Origin of the sequence: Neobacillus oceani (assembly GCF_046237595.1) — a bacterium.
Lineage (GTDB): Bacteria > Bacillota > Bacilli > Bacillales > Cytobacillaceae > Bacillus_D > Bacillus_D oceani.
In genome coordinates this window covers 2,936,594-2,954,915 of the sequence record NZ_CP143543.1, presented here as the reverse complement: position 1 = coordinate 2,954,915, position 18,322 = coordinate 2,936,594, and the positions used below count along the sequence as shown (strand labels likewise).

General features: G+C 45.5%; 21 protein-coding genes. 13 read left to right on the top strand and 8 right to left on the bottom strand.

The genetic code is table 11. The features are described 5' to 3' along the window. Positions 1–30 precede the first annotated feature (30 nt). The 4 genes from V1499_RS14970 to V1499_RS14955 all read left to right on the top strand — a co-directional run bounded on the left by V1499_RS14970 (position 31) and on the right by V1499_RS14955 (position 3,733). On the top strand, positions 31–1,173 hold the full coding sequence (locus tag V1499_RS14970) for an acyl-CoA dehydrogenase (RefSeq protein ID WP_409270685.1): 1,143 nt from the start codon (positions 31–33) through the stop codon (positions 1,171–1,173). 248 nt (positions 1,174–1,421) lie between these two features. Next, the gene (gene cccA / locus V1499_RS14965; protein WP_409270684.1) at positions 1,422–1,784 is read left to right on the top strand and encodes a cytochrome c550; all 363 of its coding nucleotides are present in this window, start codon (positions 1,422–1,424) and stop codon (positions 1,782–1,784) included. 127 nt (positions 1,785–1,911) lie between these two features. After that, positions 1,912–2,640 (top strand): tRNA (adenine(22)-N(1))-methyltransferase, encoded by a 729-nt coding sequence (locus tag V1499_RS14960; protein WP_409270683.1) that lies wholly within the window; start codon positions 1,912–1,914, stop codon positions 2,638–2,640. After that, complete coding sequence (locus V1499_RS14955) at positions 2,618–3,733, top strand: Nif3-like dinuclear metal center hexameric protein (protein WP_409270682.1); 1,116 nt, start codon at positions 2,618–2,620, stop codon at positions 3,731–3,733. The genes V1499_RS14960 and V1499_RS14955 overlap by 23 nt, the downstream gene beginning before the upstream one ends. Positions 3,734–3,771: 38 nt before the next feature. Here the strand turns inward: V1499_RS14955 and V1499_RS14950 are convergent, their stop codons facing one another. Beyond that, positions 3,772–4,728 (bottom strand): 4-hydroxy-3-methylbut-2-enyl diphosphate reductase, encoded by a 957-nt coding sequence (locus V1499_RS14950; protein ID WP_409270681.1) that lies wholly within the window; start codon positions 4,726–4,728, stop codon positions 3,772–3,774. 212 nt (positions 4,729–4,940) lie between these two features. Further along, on the bottom strand, positions 4,941–5,561 hold the full coding sequence (gene vrrA / locus V1499_RS14945) for a VrrA/YqfQ family protein (RefSeq protein ID WP_409270680.1): 621 nt from the start codon (positions 5,559–5,561) through the stop codon (positions 4,941–4,943). 212 nt (positions 5,562–5,773) lie between these two features. On the opposite strand from vrrA, the gene V1499_RS14940 reads away from it, so the two are divergent. Further along, the gene (locus V1499_RS14940; protein ID WP_409270679.1) at positions 5,774–7,087 is read left to right on the top strand and encodes a DEAD/DEAH box helicase; all 1,314 of its coding nucleotides are present in this window, start codon (positions 5,774–5,776) and stop codon (positions 7,085–7,087) included. A 34-nt stretch (positions 7,088–7,121) separates the two neighbouring features. After that, complete coding sequence (locus V1499_RS14935) at positions 7,122–8,015, top strand: deoxyribonuclease IV (protein WP_409270678.1); 894 nt, start codon at positions 7,122–7,124, stop codon at positions 8,013–8,015. 115 nt (positions 8,016–8,130) lie between these two features. On the opposite strand, the gene V1499_RS14930 is transcribed toward V1499_RS14935, so the two are convergent. Continuing rightward, on the bottom strand, positions 8,131–8,385 hold the full coding sequence (locus V1499_RS14930; RefSeq protein ID WP_409270677.1) for a DUF2624 domain-containing protein: 255 nt from the start codon (positions 8,383–8,385) through the stop codon (positions 8,131–8,133). A gap of 147 nt (positions 8,386–8,532) precedes the next feature. On the opposite strand from V1499_RS14930, the gene V1499_RS14925 reads away from it, so the two are divergent. The 3 genes from V1499_RS14925 to V1499_RS14915 are packed head-to-tail and all read left to right on the top strand — an operon-like array spanning position 8,533 to position 10,570. Further along, a complete protein-coding gene (locus V1499_RS14925) occupies positions 8,533–9,306 on the top strand; it encodes a metal ABC transporter ATP-binding protein (RefSeq protein WP_409270676.1) in 774 nt (257 codons plus the stop codon). Further along, the gene (locus tag V1499_RS14920) at positions 9,303–10,154 is read left to right on the top strand and encodes a metal ABC transporter permease (RefSeq protein ID WP_409270675.1); all 852 of its coding nucleotides are present in this window, start codon (positions 9,303–9,305) and stop codon (positions 10,152–10,154) included. Before V1499_RS14925 ends, V1499_RS14920 begins: the two co-directional genes overlap by 4 nt. Positions 10,155–10,159: 5 nt before the next feature. Beyond that, the gene (locus V1499_RS14915) at positions 10,160–10,570 is read left to right on the top strand and encodes a Fur family transcriptional regulator (RefSeq protein WP_409270674.1); all 411 of its coding nucleotides are present in this window, start codon (positions 10,160–10,162) and stop codon (positions 10,568–10,570) included. 32 nt (positions 10,571–10,602) lie between these two features. On the opposite strand, the gene V1499_RS14910 is transcribed toward V1499_RS14915, so the two are convergent. Beyond that, a complete protein-coding gene (locus V1499_RS14910; RefSeq protein ID WP_409270673.1) occupies positions 10,603–11,160 on the bottom strand; it encodes a 5' nucleotidase, NT5C type in 558 nt (185 codons plus the stop codon). Between the two features lie 164 nt (positions 11,161–11,324). Here V1499_RS14910 and V1499_RS14905 point away from each other — a divergent pair, with 164 nt between their 5' ends. Then, the gene (locus V1499_RS14905) at positions 11,325–11,786 is read left to right on the top strand and encodes a DUF308 domain-containing protein (protein ID WP_409270672.1); all 462 of its coding nucleotides are present in this window, start codon (positions 11,325–11,327) and stop codon (positions 11,784–11,786) included. A 57-nt stretch (positions 11,787–11,843) separates the two neighbouring features. Here the strand turns inward: V1499_RS14905 and ispG are convergent, their stop codons facing one another. From ispG to V1499_RS14890, 3 genes are all read right to left on the bottom strand, one after another. After that, a complete protein-coding gene (ispG, locus tag V1499_RS14900) occupies positions 11,844–12,941 on the bottom strand; it encodes a flavodoxin-dependent (E)-4-hydroxy-3-methylbut-2-enyl-diphosphate synthase (RefSeq protein ID WP_409276309.1) in 1,098 nt (365 codons plus the stop codon). A 125-nt stretch (positions 12,942–13,066) separates the two neighbouring features. Beyond that, the gene (locus V1499_RS14895) at positions 13,067–13,387 is read right to left on the bottom strand and encodes a hypothetical protein (RefSeq protein WP_409270671.1); all 321 of its coding nucleotides are present in this window, start codon (positions 13,385–13,387) and stop codon (positions 13,067–13,069) included. Positions 13,388–13,502: 115 nt separating this feature from the next. After that, positions 13,503–14,273 (bottom strand): DUF1189 domain-containing protein, encoded by a 771-nt coding sequence (locus V1499_RS14890; RefSeq protein WP_409270670.1) that lies wholly within the window; start codon positions 14,271–14,273, stop codon positions 13,503–13,505. 144 nt (positions 14,274–14,417) lie between these two features. Here V1499_RS14890 and V1499_RS14885 point away from each other — a divergent pair, with 144 nt between their 5' ends. Next, positions 14,418–14,900 (top strand): DUF456 domain-containing protein, encoded by a 483-nt coding sequence (locus tag V1499_RS14885; protein ID WP_409270669.1) that lies wholly within the window; start codon positions 14,418–14,420, stop codon positions 14,898–14,900. A 364-nt stretch (positions 14,901–15,264) separates the two neighbouring features. Here V1499_RS14885 and V1499_RS14880 read toward each other — a convergent pair whose 3' ends face one another. Next, a complete protein-coding gene (locus V1499_RS14880) occupies positions 15,265–15,960 on the bottom strand; it encodes a Crp/Fnr family transcriptional regulator (RefSeq protein WP_409270668.1) in 696 nt (231 codons plus the stop codon). Between the two features lie 318 nt (positions 15,961–16,278). On the opposite strand from V1499_RS14880, the gene V1499_RS14875 reads away from it, so the two are divergent. Continuing rightward, a complete protein-coding gene (locus V1499_RS14875; protein WP_409270667.1) occupies positions 16,279–16,887 on the top strand; it encodes a superoxide dismutase in 609 nt (202 codons plus the stop codon). A gap of 120 nt (positions 16,888–17,007) precedes the next feature. Next, entirely contained in the window at positions 17,008–18,225 is a 1,218-nt protein-coding gene (locus tag V1499_RS14870; protein WP_409270666.1) for an MFS transporter, read from the top strand. Positions 18,226–18,322 lie beyond the last annotated feature (97 nt).

Genomic DNA, 18,322 nt, shown 5'->3' with positions numbered 1-18,322 from the left:
AGCGCATACATAGCACTTGGAGGGGTACTCATGGATTTCAATTTAACATCAGAGCAGGAAATGATAAAAAAGACAATTAGGGAGTTTGCCGATGAGGTAGTAGCGCCAGGTGCCTTGGAAAGGGACCGAACGAAACAGTTCCCTCATGAAATTTTTAAAAAGCTTGGAGAAATGGGCATTATGGGGCTTCCTTTCCCTGAAGAGTATGGCGGTGGCGGAGCGGATACAATAAGCTTCGCGATTGTGACTGAAGAGCTTAGCAGGGCATGCGGCTCCACCGGAATCACATATTCAGCCCATATTTCCCTTGGCGGCGCGCCAATCAATATGTTCGGTACAGAGGAGCAAAAACGGAAATACCTTGCCCCTATCTGTTCGGGCGAATCCTTCGGGGCTTTTGGCCTAACAGAGCCGAACGCTGGTTCCGACGCGGGCGGAACAAGGACAACTGCAAAAGAAGAGAATGGTGAATGGGTTATCAACGGGAGTAAGTGCTTTATTACAAATGCGAGCTATGCAAAGCATCTGGCTTTGACCGCTGTAACTGGCCAATCAGATGAAGGGAAGGAAATTAGCGCCATTATTGTTCCAACGGATGCAAAAGGCTTCAAAGTTATCGACAACTATGAAAAAATGGGCTTGCATTCATCCAATACAACGGAACTCGTCCTTGAAGATGTCAGGGTTCCGGCCGAAAACCTTCTTGGGAAAAGGGGAGAAGGGTTCAAGCAGTTCTTAATCACGCTTGACGGAGGCAGGATTGGAATTGGGGCGATGGCTGTCGGAATCGCCCAGGCAGCCTATGATAAGGCACGCCAGTATGCCAAAGAAAGAAAGCAGTTCGGCAAATCGCTTTCTTCCTTCCAGGCCATCCAGTTCAAACTGGCCGATATGGCGATGAAAATCGAATTGGCAAGGACAATGGTGTATAAGGCTGCCTGGCTTAAAGACAAAGGTAAGCCATTTACCAAGGAAGCAGCGATGTGCAAGCTGTACGCATCGGAAATTTGCATGGAAGTCACCGACCAGGCCGTCCAAATCCATGGTGGGTATGGCTATATGAAGGACTATCATGTTGAGCGGTATATGAGGGATGCGAAGCTGCTGGAAATTGGAGAAGGAACATCGGAAATTCAGCGAATTGTGATAGCAAGGGAAATCGGCTGCAGCTGATTCAGGCACGATGGGATCATAAAAAAAGGCTGGCTGGGATAATTTACAGCCAGCCTCTTTTTTTAAAAAAATCTCTCAAGAATAGGATTACATTCTTTACAGGATGGGGAATAGGCGAGATTCAATAATCGCCAGAATAAAATGTGACAAAAGTAACTTAAATGCTTTTCCTTCTGACAATAATGGGCTAAAATAGTAGTTGTTTGAATATTACACGCATTTGTTCGTACATAAGGGAGGGGTATTTCATGAATCGCAATCCAGTAATTCCATTTATTCTAATCATGGCAATGGGAATCGGGTTAATGTTCTTGCTTTCCTTCAAAGGGCTTGGCGACATGAAGGAAATAGCTGATGGCGATAAGAAGGGCGGCGAAAAGTCTGAGGTAGCCGCAACGCCTGAGGACCTTTACCAGCAAAAGGGCTGTATTGGATGCCACGGTAACGAGCTACAGGGGACAAGTGGCCCGAAATTGGCAGATGTCGGTTCAAGACTCGATGAAGCCGGAATTAAAGAAGTTATCCTTAATGGTAAAGGTTCTATGCCTGGCGGTCTTGCTAAGGGAGAGGAAGCTGACGCGCTCGCCAAATGGCTTGCTGAAAAGAAATAATATCCAAATGATAAAGCTGCCGCCAGTAAATCCGGGCGGCAGCTTTATCATTGACCGTGTCCTTTGCATCTGTAAAGGACTTTTTTTATACTTGTAGAAGTACGTCAATGGAAAAGTGGTGCTTAATTTGAATGTTGAACAATTATCAAAACGCCTTGGGACAGTTGCTTCTTTTATCCCGAAAGGCTCGAGTGTTGCAGATATTGGCTCTGATCACGCCTATTTGCCATGCTACCTGGCGAAACAGGGGCATATTACCTCGGCAATAGCGGGGGAAGTGGTTGAGGGGCCTTACCAGTCCGCGAAAAGGCAGGTGGAAGCAACAGGCCTTCAGGATATGATTCAGGTGAGGTTTGGAAACGGCCTCAATGTCCTGAAACCCGGGGAAGTCGATTGCATAACGGTAGCGGGAATGGGCGGCGCGCTGATTTCCGATATTCTTGAGGCAGGAAAAGAAAAGCTCCAAGGTGTAAAAAGGTTGATCCTTCAACCAAATGTCGGCGCAAATTCCGTCCGTGTGTGGCTCTGCAGGAACGGTTGGGAGCTTATTGACGAAGCGATTCTTGAGGAGGACGGCAAAATTTATGAGGTGCTGGCTGCGGATAAAGGGAATCCTGAAGCTCCATATAAGGCTGATATGGAACGAGGGCTTTTATTTGGCCCGTTTTTGCTAAAACGTAAAGAAAGTGCCTTTGTTAAAAAATGGAGTCTTGAAAAAGAGAACTGGCAGAGGGTGCTGTCCCAGCTAGATAAAGCTCAGCCGTCGACGGAAGTAGATACGAAGAAAGCAGAATTGTTGCGGAAAATCAGGTTGGTGGAGGAGGTACTCACAAATGAAAAAAATAAACGGGCATGAATTGATTCGGCTAATGGAATCTTTTTCACCAAAGGAATACGCCATGGAGGGCGATCGGATCGGCCTGCAGATCGGACAGCTGAACAGGCCGGTTGACAAGGTTTTGATTGCCCTCGATTTGGTTGAGGAAGTCGTTGACGAAGCGATTGAAAAAGGTGTACAGCTCATTATCGCTCACCATCCGCCAATTTATAGGCCATTGGCGAAACTTGCAACCGATACGGCACAAGGGCGGATTTTTGAAAAATTAATCAAGCATGACATTTCCGTCTATGCGGCCCATACGAATCTAGACGTAGCCACTGGCGGCGTAAATGACATGCTCTCTGAGGCCCTAGGCTTGGAAAATTCCGAAGTGCTAGTCCCTACATATGAAGAACAGTTAAAAAAGATAGTCGTTTTTGTACCGCACGAGCATGCTGGCCAGGTAATGGAAGCGATGGGGAATGCCGGTGCGGGCGCAATCGGCAATTACAGCCATTGCTCTTTTTCCACAGGAGGGACGGGAAGGTTTCTTCCGGGGGAGGGCACCAATCCGTTCATCGGAAGTGAGGGCAAGGTTGAAGAGGTGGAAGAAGTTCGGATAGAAACCATTGTGCCCGAAAGGCTGGCCAAAAAGGTTGTAAGTGCCATGACTAAGGCTCATCCCTATGAGGAGCCTGCCTATGACATTTACCCGTTAGAAAATAAAGGGGCCACTTTAGGCCTAGGCAGAATTGGAACGATTAAAGAAATAACCCTTCGTGAGTTTGCTGAAAAAGTGAAAACGGATCTTGGGGTGGAAGCGGTTCGGGTTGTTGGGAATCTTGATGCCAAGGTGAAGAAAGTGGCTGTTCTTGGCGGTGATGGGAATAAGTATTTTTCCCATGCGAAATTTAAAGGTGCGGATGTGTATGTTACTGGGGATATTTACTACCATGTCGCCCAAGATGCCCTGATGCTTGGGCTGAATATCGTCGACCCAGGGCACAATGTTGAAAAAATAATGAAAAAGGGTCTTGCTTCCGTCCTTTCAGGTCTTTGCGTGGAGGCGGGCTTTGACGCGGAAGTCCTACCGTCGGAGATTGATACCAATCCATTCAAAGTTATTTAAAAAAGAAAAAAACCGGCTGGCTTAGCCGGTTCTTCATATTAAAGTTTTAGTTCAGGATTTTTTACTTTTGGAAGAATTTTGGAAAGCGGGACATTTTTTGTTCTGTCCCACGTTGCAGGATCTTCCGGATCATACTGTTCAAGGAAGGAAATGACCTCTTTCGTAATCGGTGTTGGAGTCGAAGCTCCCGCTGTAACCGCCGCGGTGGAAGCATCCTTCAGCCATTCAAGGTCAAGCTCTGTAATATCGGCGATCCGATAGGCCTTCGTCCCCGCGATTTCTTCTGAAACTTGGGCGAGCCTATTGGAGTTATTGCTTTTTGGATCTCCTACGACAATCAGGACATCCGCTTCGCCAGCCTGCTCGGCAACAGCTTCCTGGCGTACCTGGGTGGCCATGCAAATCTCCCTGTGGACTTCGGCATGAGGGTATTTCTCCTTTACCCTTTCCATGATATCGGCCACATCCCATTGGCTCATCGTCGTCTGGTTTGTAACGATGATTTTATCGTGCTTGATTTCCAGGGCATCTACATCAGCGGAGGTTTCGACAAGGAAGACGGTACCTGGCGACGCAACGCCAACAGCGCCTTCTGGCTCGGGATGGCCCTTTTTGCCGATATAAATAACTTTATAACCTTCCGCTTCTTTTTCGCGGATTAGTTCATGTGTCTTGGTGACGTCAGGGCAGGTGGCGTCAAGGGAGACAAGCCCCTTTTCCTTCGCCAGGTTCCGTACCTCCGGAGAGATTCCGTGGGCAGTGAAAATGACCGTTCCCTTATCGACTTTCTCGAGTATTTCCCTCCTGTTGTTACCATCGAGGGTGATAATACCTTCTTCGGCAAACGCATCGGTAACATGTTTATTATGGACAATCATTCCCAGGATATAGATTGGCCGGGGAAGCGATTTATCTAATGCCGCATTTCTGGCAATGACCATGGCATCCACAACGCCATAGCAATAGCCGCGCGGAGAAATTTTAATGACTTTCATAACAGTGCCTCCTGTCCAGGTCTGACTCAATACTATGTATATAGTATATAGGAGTTGGAGAAATACTTCAAAGTGTAAAAAATCACAGGGCAAATGGAAGCGGGCACCATATTGGCGCCCGCTAGGATTAATTTAGAAACTGTGTTAAACCATAAATATTATTTTCTCTCCGTAAAGAAAGCTTCCAAGTATCATCGTCGGTGTCAAAGTTATTAAAAAAAGAGTTTTGGCCTCGATTTTCCCCTTGGAGGTTCTGACTTGGTTTCCCCGGCCGGTTTTCCTGTGGAATGAACGGGATTATATTTTTTGCGGCTTTCCTGGGGCTTGTTTGAAGCTGCTGCCTTTGCCGGGCTGGTTCCCTGTGTTTCTTTTACGGAAGCTTTGTCTGAAGGGGTTGCTTTGTCACCATCTGCATCTTTAAGGCCGCGGTACAATTTCCACATGGCAGGCAGATTTTTGAAGAGCGGTCCGTACTGTTCAATTAATGGGCCAAATTGCTGGGCGGTGTTAAGTACATTTTGGGTATTCGCAAGAAAAGTATTGATTGCATCCGGATTTCCAAGCGTCTTCAGCACAGAACTGGCCCCTGCTTCGCCTGCGGCGGTACCTCCACGCCCGGCGGCCGCCTGGGTTGGGCCAGAGCCAGACCTGCCAAACAGCCTTGCAAGGAGTCCTCCCCCTCTCGACGGCTGTCTTTGCATTGGGTTCATCGGACCCATAATGGGTGGCCGTTGCGAGCCTGGAAATCCCGGCTGCCTTCCGAACGGCGGCCCTCCCATTGGCATCCGTCCGAATCCTCCTTGCCTCCGCATATACGGAATAGGTGGCATCATGACAGTCTCCTTTCAAAAAAATATCCTCTTTTTAAACTATGCAGTTTTTTCAATAATGTTAAGGCCCCTAATGGGAAGGAAACCATAATGAAAAGCATGTAAATTGCAAATGATGAAACTAACATCGTTTCTGGTGGAGATTTTGCCGAAACTTTACTATAATTACAGGATGGATAAGTATGTTCCATTAATTGAACATAAGGAGCAATAAAATGAGTGGAAACCAATTTGAACGATTCAAGATTAAACCGTTTCTTATAGAAGCCGTGGAGTCGCTAGGCTTCACAAAACCGACTGAAATTCAGGAACAAATGATCCCTGCCGCCCTAAAAGGAGAAAGCGCGATTGGACAGTCAAGGACAGGGACAGGGAAAACACATTCATACTTACTGCCGATTCTAGATAAACTTGACCCGGGCCGCCAGGAGGTACAGGCGGTCATCACCGCTCCGACAAGGGAATTGGCGAGCCAGATTTATCACCAATTTTTAAAAGCGGCCGAACATTACGACGGTCCCGAAGAAATCAGGATCCGCAATTATATCGGCGGAACCGATAAACAAAAGACAATCGAGAAGCTGAAAGTCCAGCCGCACATCGTTGTCGGGACTCCTTCCCGTATCAATGACCTTATTCAGGAGCAGGCTTTATTCGTTCATACCGCAGGAACGCTAGTGATTGATGAGGCCGATCTAATGCTGGATATGGGTTTTCTAGAAGATGTAGACAAGGTTGCCTCGAGAATGCCTGAGAAGCTTCAGATGCTTGTCTTCTCGGCAACGATCCCTGAAAAACTGAAGCCTTTTTTAAAAAAATATATGGAAAATCCAAAATACATCCATATCGAGCCAAGAAAAAAAGCCGCGGAAAACCTGGAGCACTTGCTCTTGCCTTCAAGGCATAAAAACAAAAAAGAAATCGTATTGAAGGTTCTCCGTGCCTTCAATCCGTACTTGGCAATCGTATTTACAAATACAAAGAAAATGGCTGACGAAGTAGCAGACTACCTGATCGGCCAAGGGCTTAAAGTTGGCAGGGTCCATGGCGACCTCAATCCGCGTGAACGAAAAAAAATGATGAAGCAAATCCAGGACTTGGAATATCAATACATTGTGGCGACCGACCTAGCTGCACGCGGAATTGACATTGAAGGGGTCAGCCATGTAATCAATTATGAGTTGCCGACTGATCTGGATTTTTATATCCACAGGGTTGGAAGGACGGCAAGGGCCGGTTATTCCGGTATCGCTTTAACCGTATATGATACATCGGATGAAGACGCCCTTAATAGGCTGGAAAAGATGGGGATTAGCTTCAGGCATGTTGACTTCGGGAAGGAAGGCCTCGTTGAAATTGGCGAACGGAACAAACGAAAAACAAGAAAGAAAACGGAAAATGAAGCCGATAAGGTTGCCAAATCGATGGTCAAGACGCCGAGCAAGGTGAAACCCGGCTATAAGAAAAAGATGAATGCCGAAATAGCCAAAATAAAGAAAAGGCAAAGCAGGCTGAACAAAAAGAAATAGGCAGGGAAAGGACCTGGCGGAAGGAGAAGGGAATATGTTGAAAATTGGCTCTCATGTATCGATGAGTGGGAAGGATATGCTGCTTGCTGCCAGCAAGGAAGCTGTTTCCTACGGTTCAAACACGTTTATGATTTATACTGGGGCCCCGCAAAATACAAGAAGGAAAAAGATTGAAGAGCTTAATATTGACGCGGGCAGAAGGCATATGGAGGAGAATGGGATTGACGAAATTATCGTCCATGCCCCATACATTATCAATATCGGCAATACCACTAACCCGGCTACCTTTGAATTGGGCGTAAACTTTTTGCGCTCCGAAATCGAACGAACGGAAGCGATTGGAGCCACCCAAATCGTCCTCCATCCTGGTGCCCATGTTGGCGCGGGTACAGAAGAAGGCATCCGAAAGATTGTTGAAGGGCTAAATGAGGTGCTGACAGGTAATGAAAAAGTTCAGGTCGCTCTTGAAACGATGGCCGGCAAAGGTTCGGAATGCGGAAAAAACTTCGAGGAGCTGGCAATGATTATGGACGGGGTTACGTATAATGATCAGTTGTCCGTCTGCTTTGATACATGCCATACACACGATGCCGGCTATGACATCGTAAACGACTTCGATGGTGTCCTTAATGAGTTTGATAAAATCATCGGGATTGACAGGCTGAAAGTCCTTCATATCAATGATAGCAAGAATGCTGTCGGAATGAGGAAGGACCGCCACGAAAATATCGGATACGGCCATATCGGCTTTGATGCATTAAGCTACATTGTCCATCATCCACAATTGATTCATGTTCCAAAAATCCTCGAAACCCCATATGTCGGGGAGGACAAGAAAAACCAAAAGCCTCCGTATAAGCATGAAATCGAAATGCTTCGGAACAAGATTTTCGACTCAAGTCTGAAAGGCGTTCCGGCACATGTATAGGCATCTGCTTCCGCTTAATAGGAACAGTTTGTAAAATATTCGCCAATATATTTGGAAGAAGCCTCCTGTCCACGCTCCAGGGCGCAGGGCAGAAGGCTTCTTTTGTTTCCGTTTTTTAACTCGTAAATTTTAGAAAAAGTTTATTTACCTCCCGAGCTGTATCAGGGCCGGAAATTTTGGCGATTTCTTTTATAATTGCAGTTCTTTGGGCGTTATCAAAAATATTAACGTTGCTTCCTCTTAAGTATGTGGCAATCTTGCTTGCCTGGCTTCTACTGATGGCTATCTCGAACTGAGCTGCATAATTGAGCAGTTCGTCCGTTGTTATGGTATTGATTTTATGGTTGATAATATTTTCGAAAATCTTCATTCTTATCACTCCCCTTCCTAATGTATGTTCATCTTGGAAAAACAGTGCAAAAAAATACCTTCGGGGATGGGCGGCTTTACAATAAGCCCTTACTGGGTTATACTACAATACGTAAATCGGAATGATTCTTAAAATTAAGGTGATAATATGGCAGTACCAGTTATAGAAACAAGGGGGCTTTCTTACCGTTACGAAAAGGAAAAAGTCCTTGAAGAAATCAATTTAACCGTACCAAAGGGTGCTTTTCTCGGAATAGTTGGACCAAATGGATCCGGAAAGTCAACCCTTTTGAAACTGATCCTTGGTCTCCTCGATCCCCAGGAAGGGGAAATTTGCCTCTTTGGGAAACCGATCGGCTCTTTTTCCGCATGGGATAAAATAGGCTATGTTTCCCAAAAAGCAAACTCGTTTAATTCAGGCTTTCCCGCTACGGTTGAGGAAGTTGTCTTGAGCGGGCTGACCAAGAAAATCGGCCTGTTCCGTTTTATGCGCGGCAGTGATCGGGAAAAGGTCCAAAAAGCGCTGGAATCCGTCGGCATGGCCGAGTTTTCCCGGAAAAATATTGGGGAGCTTTCAGGCGGCCAACAGCAAAGGGTGTTCATCGCAAGGGCCCTCGTAAGCGATCCGGAACTGCTGATTCTGGATGAACCAACCGTAGGCGTCGATGCGAAGCGCGTCGATGTGTTTTATGACATGCTTGAAACATTGAATAAAGAGCAGGGAATCACCCTTTTGCTCGTAACACATGATATCGGGACTATCTCCGAAACGGTTTCACACGTTGCCTGCCTGAATAAATACCTTCATTTCCATGGGGAAGCGGGCGAATTTGATGAGCTTGCGGAAAAAGGGCTATCCGAGATTTACGGACACGGTATCCATCTTCTTGACCATCATCATCATGAGGAGGCGGGAAGATGATAAGCGGGATCCTACGTTATGAATTTTTGCAGAATGCGTTTCTTTCCGGCGCCCTCATAGGGATTATCGCGCCGCTTTTGGGAGTATTCATCGTGGTCAGGCGCCTGTCGCTCATCGCGGATGCATTAAGCCACGTCACGTTATCCGGAATCGCAGCAAGCCTTTTTATTGAGAAAAAGCTAGGCCTTTCAGGAGCCATCAACCCTTTATATATGGGGATGGCATTTTCGGTTGCGGGTTCCCTGTTCATTGAAAAACTGCGCGGGGTGTATAAACATTACCAGGAGCTGGCCATTCCAATCATCCTCTCCGGCGGGATTGGGATAGGGATTATTTTCATCTCGCTCGCGGATGGATTCAATTCGGATCTTTTTGGCTATCTATTCGGAAGTGTTACAGCTGTCAGCCGGGTGGATGTTATGACTATAGCGGCTATTAGTGTCTTTGTAGTTACGGTTGTTGCCTTGCTCTATAAGGAATTGTTTTTGCTTTCATTTGACGAAGAACATGCGAAGGCGTCTGGCATTCCCTCAAAGGCAATCCATTTTGTTTTTATTGTAATGGTCGCGCTTGTTATCGCAGCCTCCATGAGGATTGTCGGCATTCTCCTCGTTTCGTCGCTCATGACTCTTCCGGTCGCGGCTAGCATGAGAATAGCCAAGGGCTTTAAGCAGGCAATCTTTTTATCAGTGGCGTTTGGGGAAATTTCGGTTTTTGGCGGCCTTTTTGCCGCTTATTATCTCGATTTGGCACCAGGCGGAACGATTGTCCTTCTCGCGATTGCGATTTTGGCTGGCGTGATTATTTTTAAAAAAGCGGGCTTAAAGAGAAGATTCGCACAGGGGTGATTGGAATGGATGTTAACGAAGCGCTTGATTTTTTAAAAGAAAAAGGATATAAGCATACTGGTAAAAGGGAAGAAATGCTCCAGTTGTTTTCAGATAGCGATAAATATTTAACAGCGAAGGATGTCCTTGAGAGGCTGAAGGGGGAGTACCCAGGCCTCAGTTTCGATACGATATACAGAAATCTATCCTTATTTGCCGAGTTAGGAATACTTGAAACAACGGACCTTTCGGGAGAAAAGCATTTCCGGTTCACTTGCTCACGGACTTCGCACCACCACCACTTTATTTGCCTGGATTGCGGGAAGACCAAGGAGCTTGGGACATGCCCGATGGATGGGCTTGGTGAAGACCTGAATGGCTATGATGTATCAGGACATAAGTTTGAAATATATGGAAAATGCCCCGAATGCCTATAAAACAAAAAACAGCCCCATGAAGAGGCTGTTTTTTATTTCCATTTTTTAATCCATTTGTTCGCTTCATGCCAGTTCGAAATTCGTATGACGCCCTCGGGAATGGGATCGCGGTTATACGGAGTATCGAATAATAAAACCGGAATCCCGCATTCCTCATGGATGGAAACCGCATTGTCATGCTTGTCCTCCAAAAATAAATCAACATTGTATTTTTTGGCTGTCGCGATTTTGTTGTGTGTTCCAATCAATTCAATATGATGAAAAGACAGTTCGTTTTCCGTGAACCACTGCCTCGTCAAATCAAGCAAATGGGATGCCCTGGCGCTAATGAAATAAAGCTCATAGCTGTTTGCCCACTCTTTGAGGACTTCCCTAGCACCTTCAGCAAGCGGGGAGCCTTTGTAAATTTCCGGTTCCGCCCCTTTAAACCATTCGGCAAACTGTTCCCTTGGAATGTCCACGAGATGCAAAAGATCGTATTCCTTCACATCATCGAGAGTAACATTAAGCTTAAACGCTCTGTTTATATAAGGCAAAATGCTTGAAGGCGATGTTACTGTCCCATCAATATCAATTCCAATTCTTTTCATGTAAGAAAACTCCTTTTGTCACTATCAATTCGCAATCCGGCAGTTATCATCTTATTTTACCAAAAATCCTATGCTTTGTAGTCCATGCAAAGATTGACATAGTAAAAAAAGCGGGCAAGTAAACACTAAGAAGGCTCCTACCTTTTGAAAGCGAGGGATTTTAGGTGGCCGATCAATCAAGGGATAACAACACGATGCAGCAAAATTACAGCCGGGAAGGGCAACGTTCCAACTATAACGAAGAAACCTCCACGGAATCAGTCGTACTACTTCCGGCACCCACCGGTTCACCCGGTATGAATTCCACCGCTGCTACTCAAACAGCCGGCAATCGGGAAGAAACTGCGGCTGAGATAGCGGCTCCCGTCCCAATCCGGCAAAATCGGAAAGAAGAGCGGGCTGGCCAGCGTGGAATGGACCAAGAAACCGCAGGAGGTATGCTTGGATTTGCCGCACTTGCACTATCGATTTTGTCCTTGTTCCTCATGCCGGTCATTCTCGGCGCGGCTGGAATCATTGTTGGATTCTTGGCGATGCGCAGAGGTGCGACTAAATCCGGCGGATGGGCAATTGGCATCGGTGCGATTTCTCTTATCATCGGGATCTTTATTACCCCCTTTTTCTAGCTGTAATAGGGGCAATGGAAAAGAAAGAGGCCTGGCATTTGCCGGGCCTCTTGGCTATTATACACCTTGTTCCTTAAGAGCCTTCTTTTTGAAGTATTCCTCCGCGAGGACGTCAATTTCCTTTTTCAATTCCTCTACCATTGTTTCTTCCGGTACTTTGCGGATAATTTCGCCATGGCGGAAAAGCAGTCCCTCACCGCGGGCTCCGGCGATACCGATATCCGCCTCGCGCGCTTCACCAGGGCCGTTAACTGCGCAGCCGAGCACAGCGATCTTAATAGGTGCTTTGATTTTAGAGATATATTCTTCAACTTCGTTCGCAATGCTGATTAAGTCGATTTCAATCCTGCCGCATGTCGGGCAGGAAATAAGCGTTGCGGCATTTGATGAAAGGCCAAATACCTTAAGAAGTTCCCGGGCGACTTTCACTTCCTGTACCGGATCAGCGCTTAGGGATATCCTCAGAGTGTTGCCAATCCCCATATTTAATAACGCTCCAAGGCCAGCTGCACTTTTGACTGTACCCGAGAAAAGGGTTCCTGATTCGGTAATCCCGAGATGGAGCGGGTAATCAAATGCCCTGGCAGCCTTCTCATACGCTTCAATAGCAAGGTTTACGTCCGACGCTTTCATCGAAACGATGATGTCATGGAAATCGAGGTCTTCAAGGATTTTGATATGGTGAAGAGCACTTTCAACCATTCCATCCGCCGTTGGATAGCCATATTTCTCAAGAATCCTCTTTTCCAGGGAACCGGCATTAACACCAATCCTGATTGGAATGCCGCGTTCTTTTGCCGCTTTTACGACGGCTTCCACTTTTTCGCGCTTTCCGATATTTCCCGGATTGATCCTTATTTTATCCGCTCCGCCTTCAATCGCTTTTAATGCAAGTTTGTAGTCGAAGTGGATGTCGACGACAAGGGGGATATTGATCCGTTTTTTGATTTCGGCAATCGCGTTCGCCGCCCGCTCATCCGGGCATGCCACACGTACGATCTGGCATCCGGCGTCTTCAAGCCTTTTAATTTCAGCGACCGTAGCCTCGACATCGTGGGTTTTGGTCGTGGTCATGCTCTGTATAATAAGCTCGTTGTTCCCGCCGATTGTCAAGTTTCCAACCTTTATCGGACGGGTTTTGGTTCGATGTATAATTTCATTCACGTGCAGTTCGCTCCTTTAAGTACCGTTTGAAGTAATACTTTTATATAAGCAATACTTCATTATTTTATCAGTAGCCGGCCAATCTTACAAGACAGGCAGCTTTTTGAGCGAGTTTCCTAACGTTCATAATCCGGGAATTGGTACTCCTTTCCGATTTGGAGCAGTTCTGGCGAAACCCCCGGATTAAGCATCTTAAAGTCGGCAATCAATTTGTCGATCGATACATTCAGGCTTTTTCCCCGCCTATCTTCCACAATCGAAAGTAAAGTTTGGCCGGGCTGGACAACTGTGGTAAAGTTTGCTATTTCAGATGTGGATGTCCCGATGCTTTTTTGGGGAGGTGCTGCTTTTGATACGGCCAGTGTACCGGCAGTCAGATCTACATACATGCTGACAAGTAAGGCGGCAAAAAATAGGGCGGCAATCATTTTCCTCATCGGACAAGCCTCCAACGCGATTTTCCATATTTATATGCCGCTTTTGGAAAAATAGTACAGGCGAAAGTAAAAATAGCAGTCCCAGAGGGAGCTGCTATTTTTAGAAAAACCCTGATTATGCTTTTTTCGGAGCAGGGGTCTCGTTGATTGCAAGGTAAAGGACAATTGCGGATACGAGCCAGTTAATTAGGAAGCCGTTTGGGACAGGTGTTTTAATGGCTTCCATGATCGTAAAGAAAACTGTTGAAATCGTCACGCTATAAGCCGCCATCCTCCATAAGTGGCCGTAATTCAGGCGTCTTCCGCCAATGTTTTTCAGGATCAGTCCCATCATCGCCAGGACGCTGATTTCAATGAATTTCATTGCTGATGATATGAGATAGATGAAAATAAACGCGATAGGCAGGATAATGTAGGCAGCCCCATCCATTGAAGCAAAAAAGTCGACGAAATCCTGTTTGCCCACTTCCGTTGCATCAATCATGGAATAGGGATAAGTCTGGAAATTACCGCCAGCCGAAAGGGCAAACTCATCCTTCAAAAGTCCAAAAGCATTTCCTGTATCAGCCAAGTCCTTGCCACTGACCGAACCGGTCGGATCCACTGTTATTGAAAATCCATTACGTTCTATCGTGACAGGCAGATTACTTTCCGTTTCCAATATCCCATTTTTTATTGTAAAATCAGGCATTTCTTCCCTAATGATTTCCTCGGCTGCCTGTATCCCATTCATGATTGCAATGCTAAAATGGTAAAAGGTAGGCAATACCGACAGCAATGTCAATAGAAACACATAGAGAATCGTTTTGCCAATCCCCTGAAACCGGTAAATGGCAATGTCCCTTGGGGAATACATACTTTTGTACATTTGTTTAAAAACATTCATGAAAACACACCCCTAACAAGTTTCAGCCCTTTCATTTTATCTCTATATAGTTGTAATCACAAGCACAAAAAGCAGGGAGGGAGTGCATATCAGGCCGGGGTAAAGGGGTAAGAGGATAGTATATTGGAAAAAGGAGCATTTGTTATGGAAAGCATTATTTTGGGAATCGTTATTTTATTATTCATTATTGCGTTTGTCGGCATTTTCTTCCCGATCATTCCGAGTGTCTTGTTTATATTCGCGGGATTCCTCGTGTACGGTTTCTTTGTGTCATTTGAGCCGTTCAACTGGTTTTTTTGGATAATCCAAGGGATGTTTACAGTGTTGCTGTTTACTGCCGACTATGCCGCAAATGTTTTTGGCATTAAAAAGTACGGTGGTTCGAAAGCCGCAGTTTGGGGGAGCACAATCGGCCTCATTACCGGCCCGTTCATTTTGCCTTTCGCGGGAATCCTTCTTGGCCCTTTCATCGGTGCAATCGCAGCCGAAATGCTTATTCACAGGAAAGGGTTGGCTGAAAGCGCCAAAATTGGATTTGGTTCAGTTATTGGGTTCATAGGAGGGGCTGCGGCAAAAACCGTTATTCAGGCGGGGATGGTCGCCTACTTCCTCTACCTGGTCCTATAGATTTTCTAAGTTAAACGCAGCATGAGAAAAATATCTGGGCTTCAGTGAAGGAATCGGAATTTAGAATGGTGAACATCCAAATCATCTTTTCGAAGGTTTTGTAGTTACTTAACCAAAACGATGATGATTTGGATTTTCTTTTTTTGTTGCAGAACCGAAAAAATTAACGAATTATATGACCGTTTCGCCCCAGCTATTCTGCCACTAAAATGCTTTTTAGCAAGACTGGACGCATCAAAAAAATGCCTGTCCCCACATGAGTATACCGACTGCTAATATCGGCAAACGTTCGGGGCCAGACACTATCTTTACGTCCATTTAATTTCACAATATAAGAAATTCTACATCGATGTCTTTGTCATGCCTAATTCAATCCACAAATTTCATAGGCGCAATTTTGGCAGTCAACTTCCTGCCTTAAATAGGAAAGATTTTTTACGGTAAACTTTTGTTGATCATAGCTGATTATTCCGTTATCCCTCAATTCCTTGAGGCTTCTTTGGATAACTTCCCTTGTCCCGTAAGTTAAGTTGGCGAGTTCCTGATGGGTAAGTGGAAGGTCGATCAGGATGCCATCCTCGCTAGGGACACCATAGGAATTGCACAGGCGGATTAAAATGGAGTATAGCCCCCCTTTTTTTCCGTTCATAATGAGATCCTGGCATTTCATCTGCGCCTTTAGGTAAGACGTGCTCAGCCATGAGGCCAGTGAAAACATTGCATTGGGGTCGTTCGTCACGAATTCCTCGAACTGCTCTCGCTTTATAACCAGGACTTCACAGTCGGTAAGCGCCTTGGCGGAGAAATGGTAGCGGGAAAGTGGCTTGAACAATTGATATTCGACAATCATTTCTCTCTCGTTAAGGATTTTGAGGATGAATTCCTTTCCTTTTAAGTGGACACGTCCAATTGCGGCGCTCCCCTTTTGAATGAGATAAATATGCTCGACGCGGTCCCTTTCGTGGAAAAGGACAGTCCCGGCTTTAACCTTCTGGATTAGTTCCCTGCCCCCAAAAAAGTGATTCAGCAAATTATACAAAGAAACATGGTTTTCCTGCATGTCCGCAACTCCTTTTGTGCCATCACTTTGATTTAAAAAGATTATTTCCAGCATGTCAACATCGGTTTTACAATAATTGGAATGGGATTGAGGGAGATATGACTTAAATCGTTGACAACCCTGGATATTTCTGAAATTGACAAATTACCGAATTTTTTCAGTAATGCAAAATGAATGAATGAATTAGATACAGGAAGGGAACGGTATCAATGTCCACGAGCGTTTCATTTGAATCGAAAAGAAAATTTTGCTAATCTAAAGTTGCTTAAGCTTAGGGAATTTTCAAAAAACGAAACTATTACATAGGAGGAGTTGTCAATGGCATTCGAATTGCCTCAGCTACCTTATGCGTATGATGCGCTTGAGCCGCACATCGATAAGGAAACAATGAATATCCACCACACCAAGCACCATAACACATACGTTACCAATCTGAATAACGCACTTGAAGGAAATGAAGAGCTTCTTTCCAAAACAGTTGAAGAAGTCATTTCCAATCTCGAAGCTGTCCCGGAATCAGCAAGAACCGCGGTCCGGAACAACGGAGGAGGCCATGCGAACCATAGCCTTTTCTGGCAAATCCTATCTCCGAATGGCGGCAGCGAGCCGTCAGGAGATTTGGCGGATGCCATCAACAGCAAATTCGGAAGCCTTGAATCCTTCAAGGAAGAGTTTGCAAAAGCCGCGACTACCCGCTTTGGGTCTGGATGGGCCTGGCTCGTTGTCAATAACGGCGCGCTTGAGATTACAAGTACACCTAACCAGGACTCGCCTTTAATGGAAGGAAAAACTCCAATCCTTGGCTTGGATGTTTGGGAACACGCATACTATCTTAAGTACCAAAACCGCCGTCCAGAATACATCAATTCATTCTGGAATGTCGTTAACTGGGATGAAGTAGCGAAACGCTACAGCGAAGCGAAATAAGAATTGCAAGAGGAAAGAAAAAAGGCAGAGCATATCTGCCTTTTTTCTTTTGGGCTTTTTAGGGGAATAGAAAACAGGCGGATGTTGAAGACTACCTTTAAGAAAAAAGGGAGTTTTCATATGGCAAACAAACTTCGGATTCTAGGGGAATTATCAATTACGAGGGATCTTGCGCTATTGCTTGCCCTTGGCGGCCTTTATTCTCTAAGTGTCGCATTGTCCAATTCGTTCGTGAATATTTATTTGTGGAAGCAATCGGGTAATTTTACCGAAATTGGCTTATATAATCTCTCCATTGTCGTCCTTCAGCCGCTTACATTCATTCTTGCTGGAAGATGGGCGAAAAAGGTTGACCGAATCATTGTCCTGCGTACAGGTGTCATTTTTCTGGCCCTGTTTTATTTATCCGTACTAGCCGCCGGTACAGGGGCATCCCGAATGCTCATGCTTCTCGGAGGATTGCTCGGAATTGGCTATGGCTTTTACTGGCTCGCCTTCAATGTCCTCACATTTGAGATCACCGAGCCGGACACAAGGGATTTTTTTAATGGCTTCCTGGGCATTCTTTCTTCAGCCGGTGGGATGATTGGTCCGATTACTTCCGGCTTCATTATTACACTAATCGGCGGAATGAAAGGCTATATGGTTGTGTTCGGTTTATCCCTTACGCTTTTCGTGCTTGCGGTTGTTCTCAGTTTCTTCTTGAAAAGGCGGCCTTCCAAAGGGAAATATGCCTTTAAGGAGGTATTAAACGAACGGAAAAGGAATCAAAATTGGCGGCTGATTACGAACGCCCATCTTTTTCAGGGATTAAGGGAAGGCACATTTGTGTTCGTTATTTCAGTTTATGTATTTTTATCAACAGGAAGTGAACTGTCACTCGGGACATTCGGTTTATTGAACTCCGGTGTTTCTTTTATAGCTTATTTTACAGTTTCAAGGTTGATTAAGAAGAGGAGGCGGAAAAAAGCCATCCTTCTTGGCGGCCTAATTTTGTACAGCGCCGTTTTTCTTATTGTTAAGGATGTTTCGTTCACAAAATTGCTCGTGTATGGCTCAGCGATTGCAATCGCCTATCCACTCCTTCTTGTTCCATATATGTCGATTACATATGATGTGATAGGCAGGAGCTGGAAGGCTGCCGAAATGCGAATCGAGTACATCGTTGTTCGGGAAGTATTTTTAAATATTGGAAGGATCCTTTCAATCACGGCGTTTCTTACGGCCGTGACCCTTTTTGACTGGCATAAAAGCATCCCGGTCATCCTGCTGGTGCTGGGGGCTGGACATAGCTTCATCTACTTTTTCGTCCGTAAAGTCCACCTTTCTTCCCCATAAGGCAAATACGCCTGGGTCTTTGGAGCTATTTTCAACTTTTCAGATATAACCAAGCTGTTGGAAAGGCATTCCAGATAGAAAAAGTTCTCACTTTCCG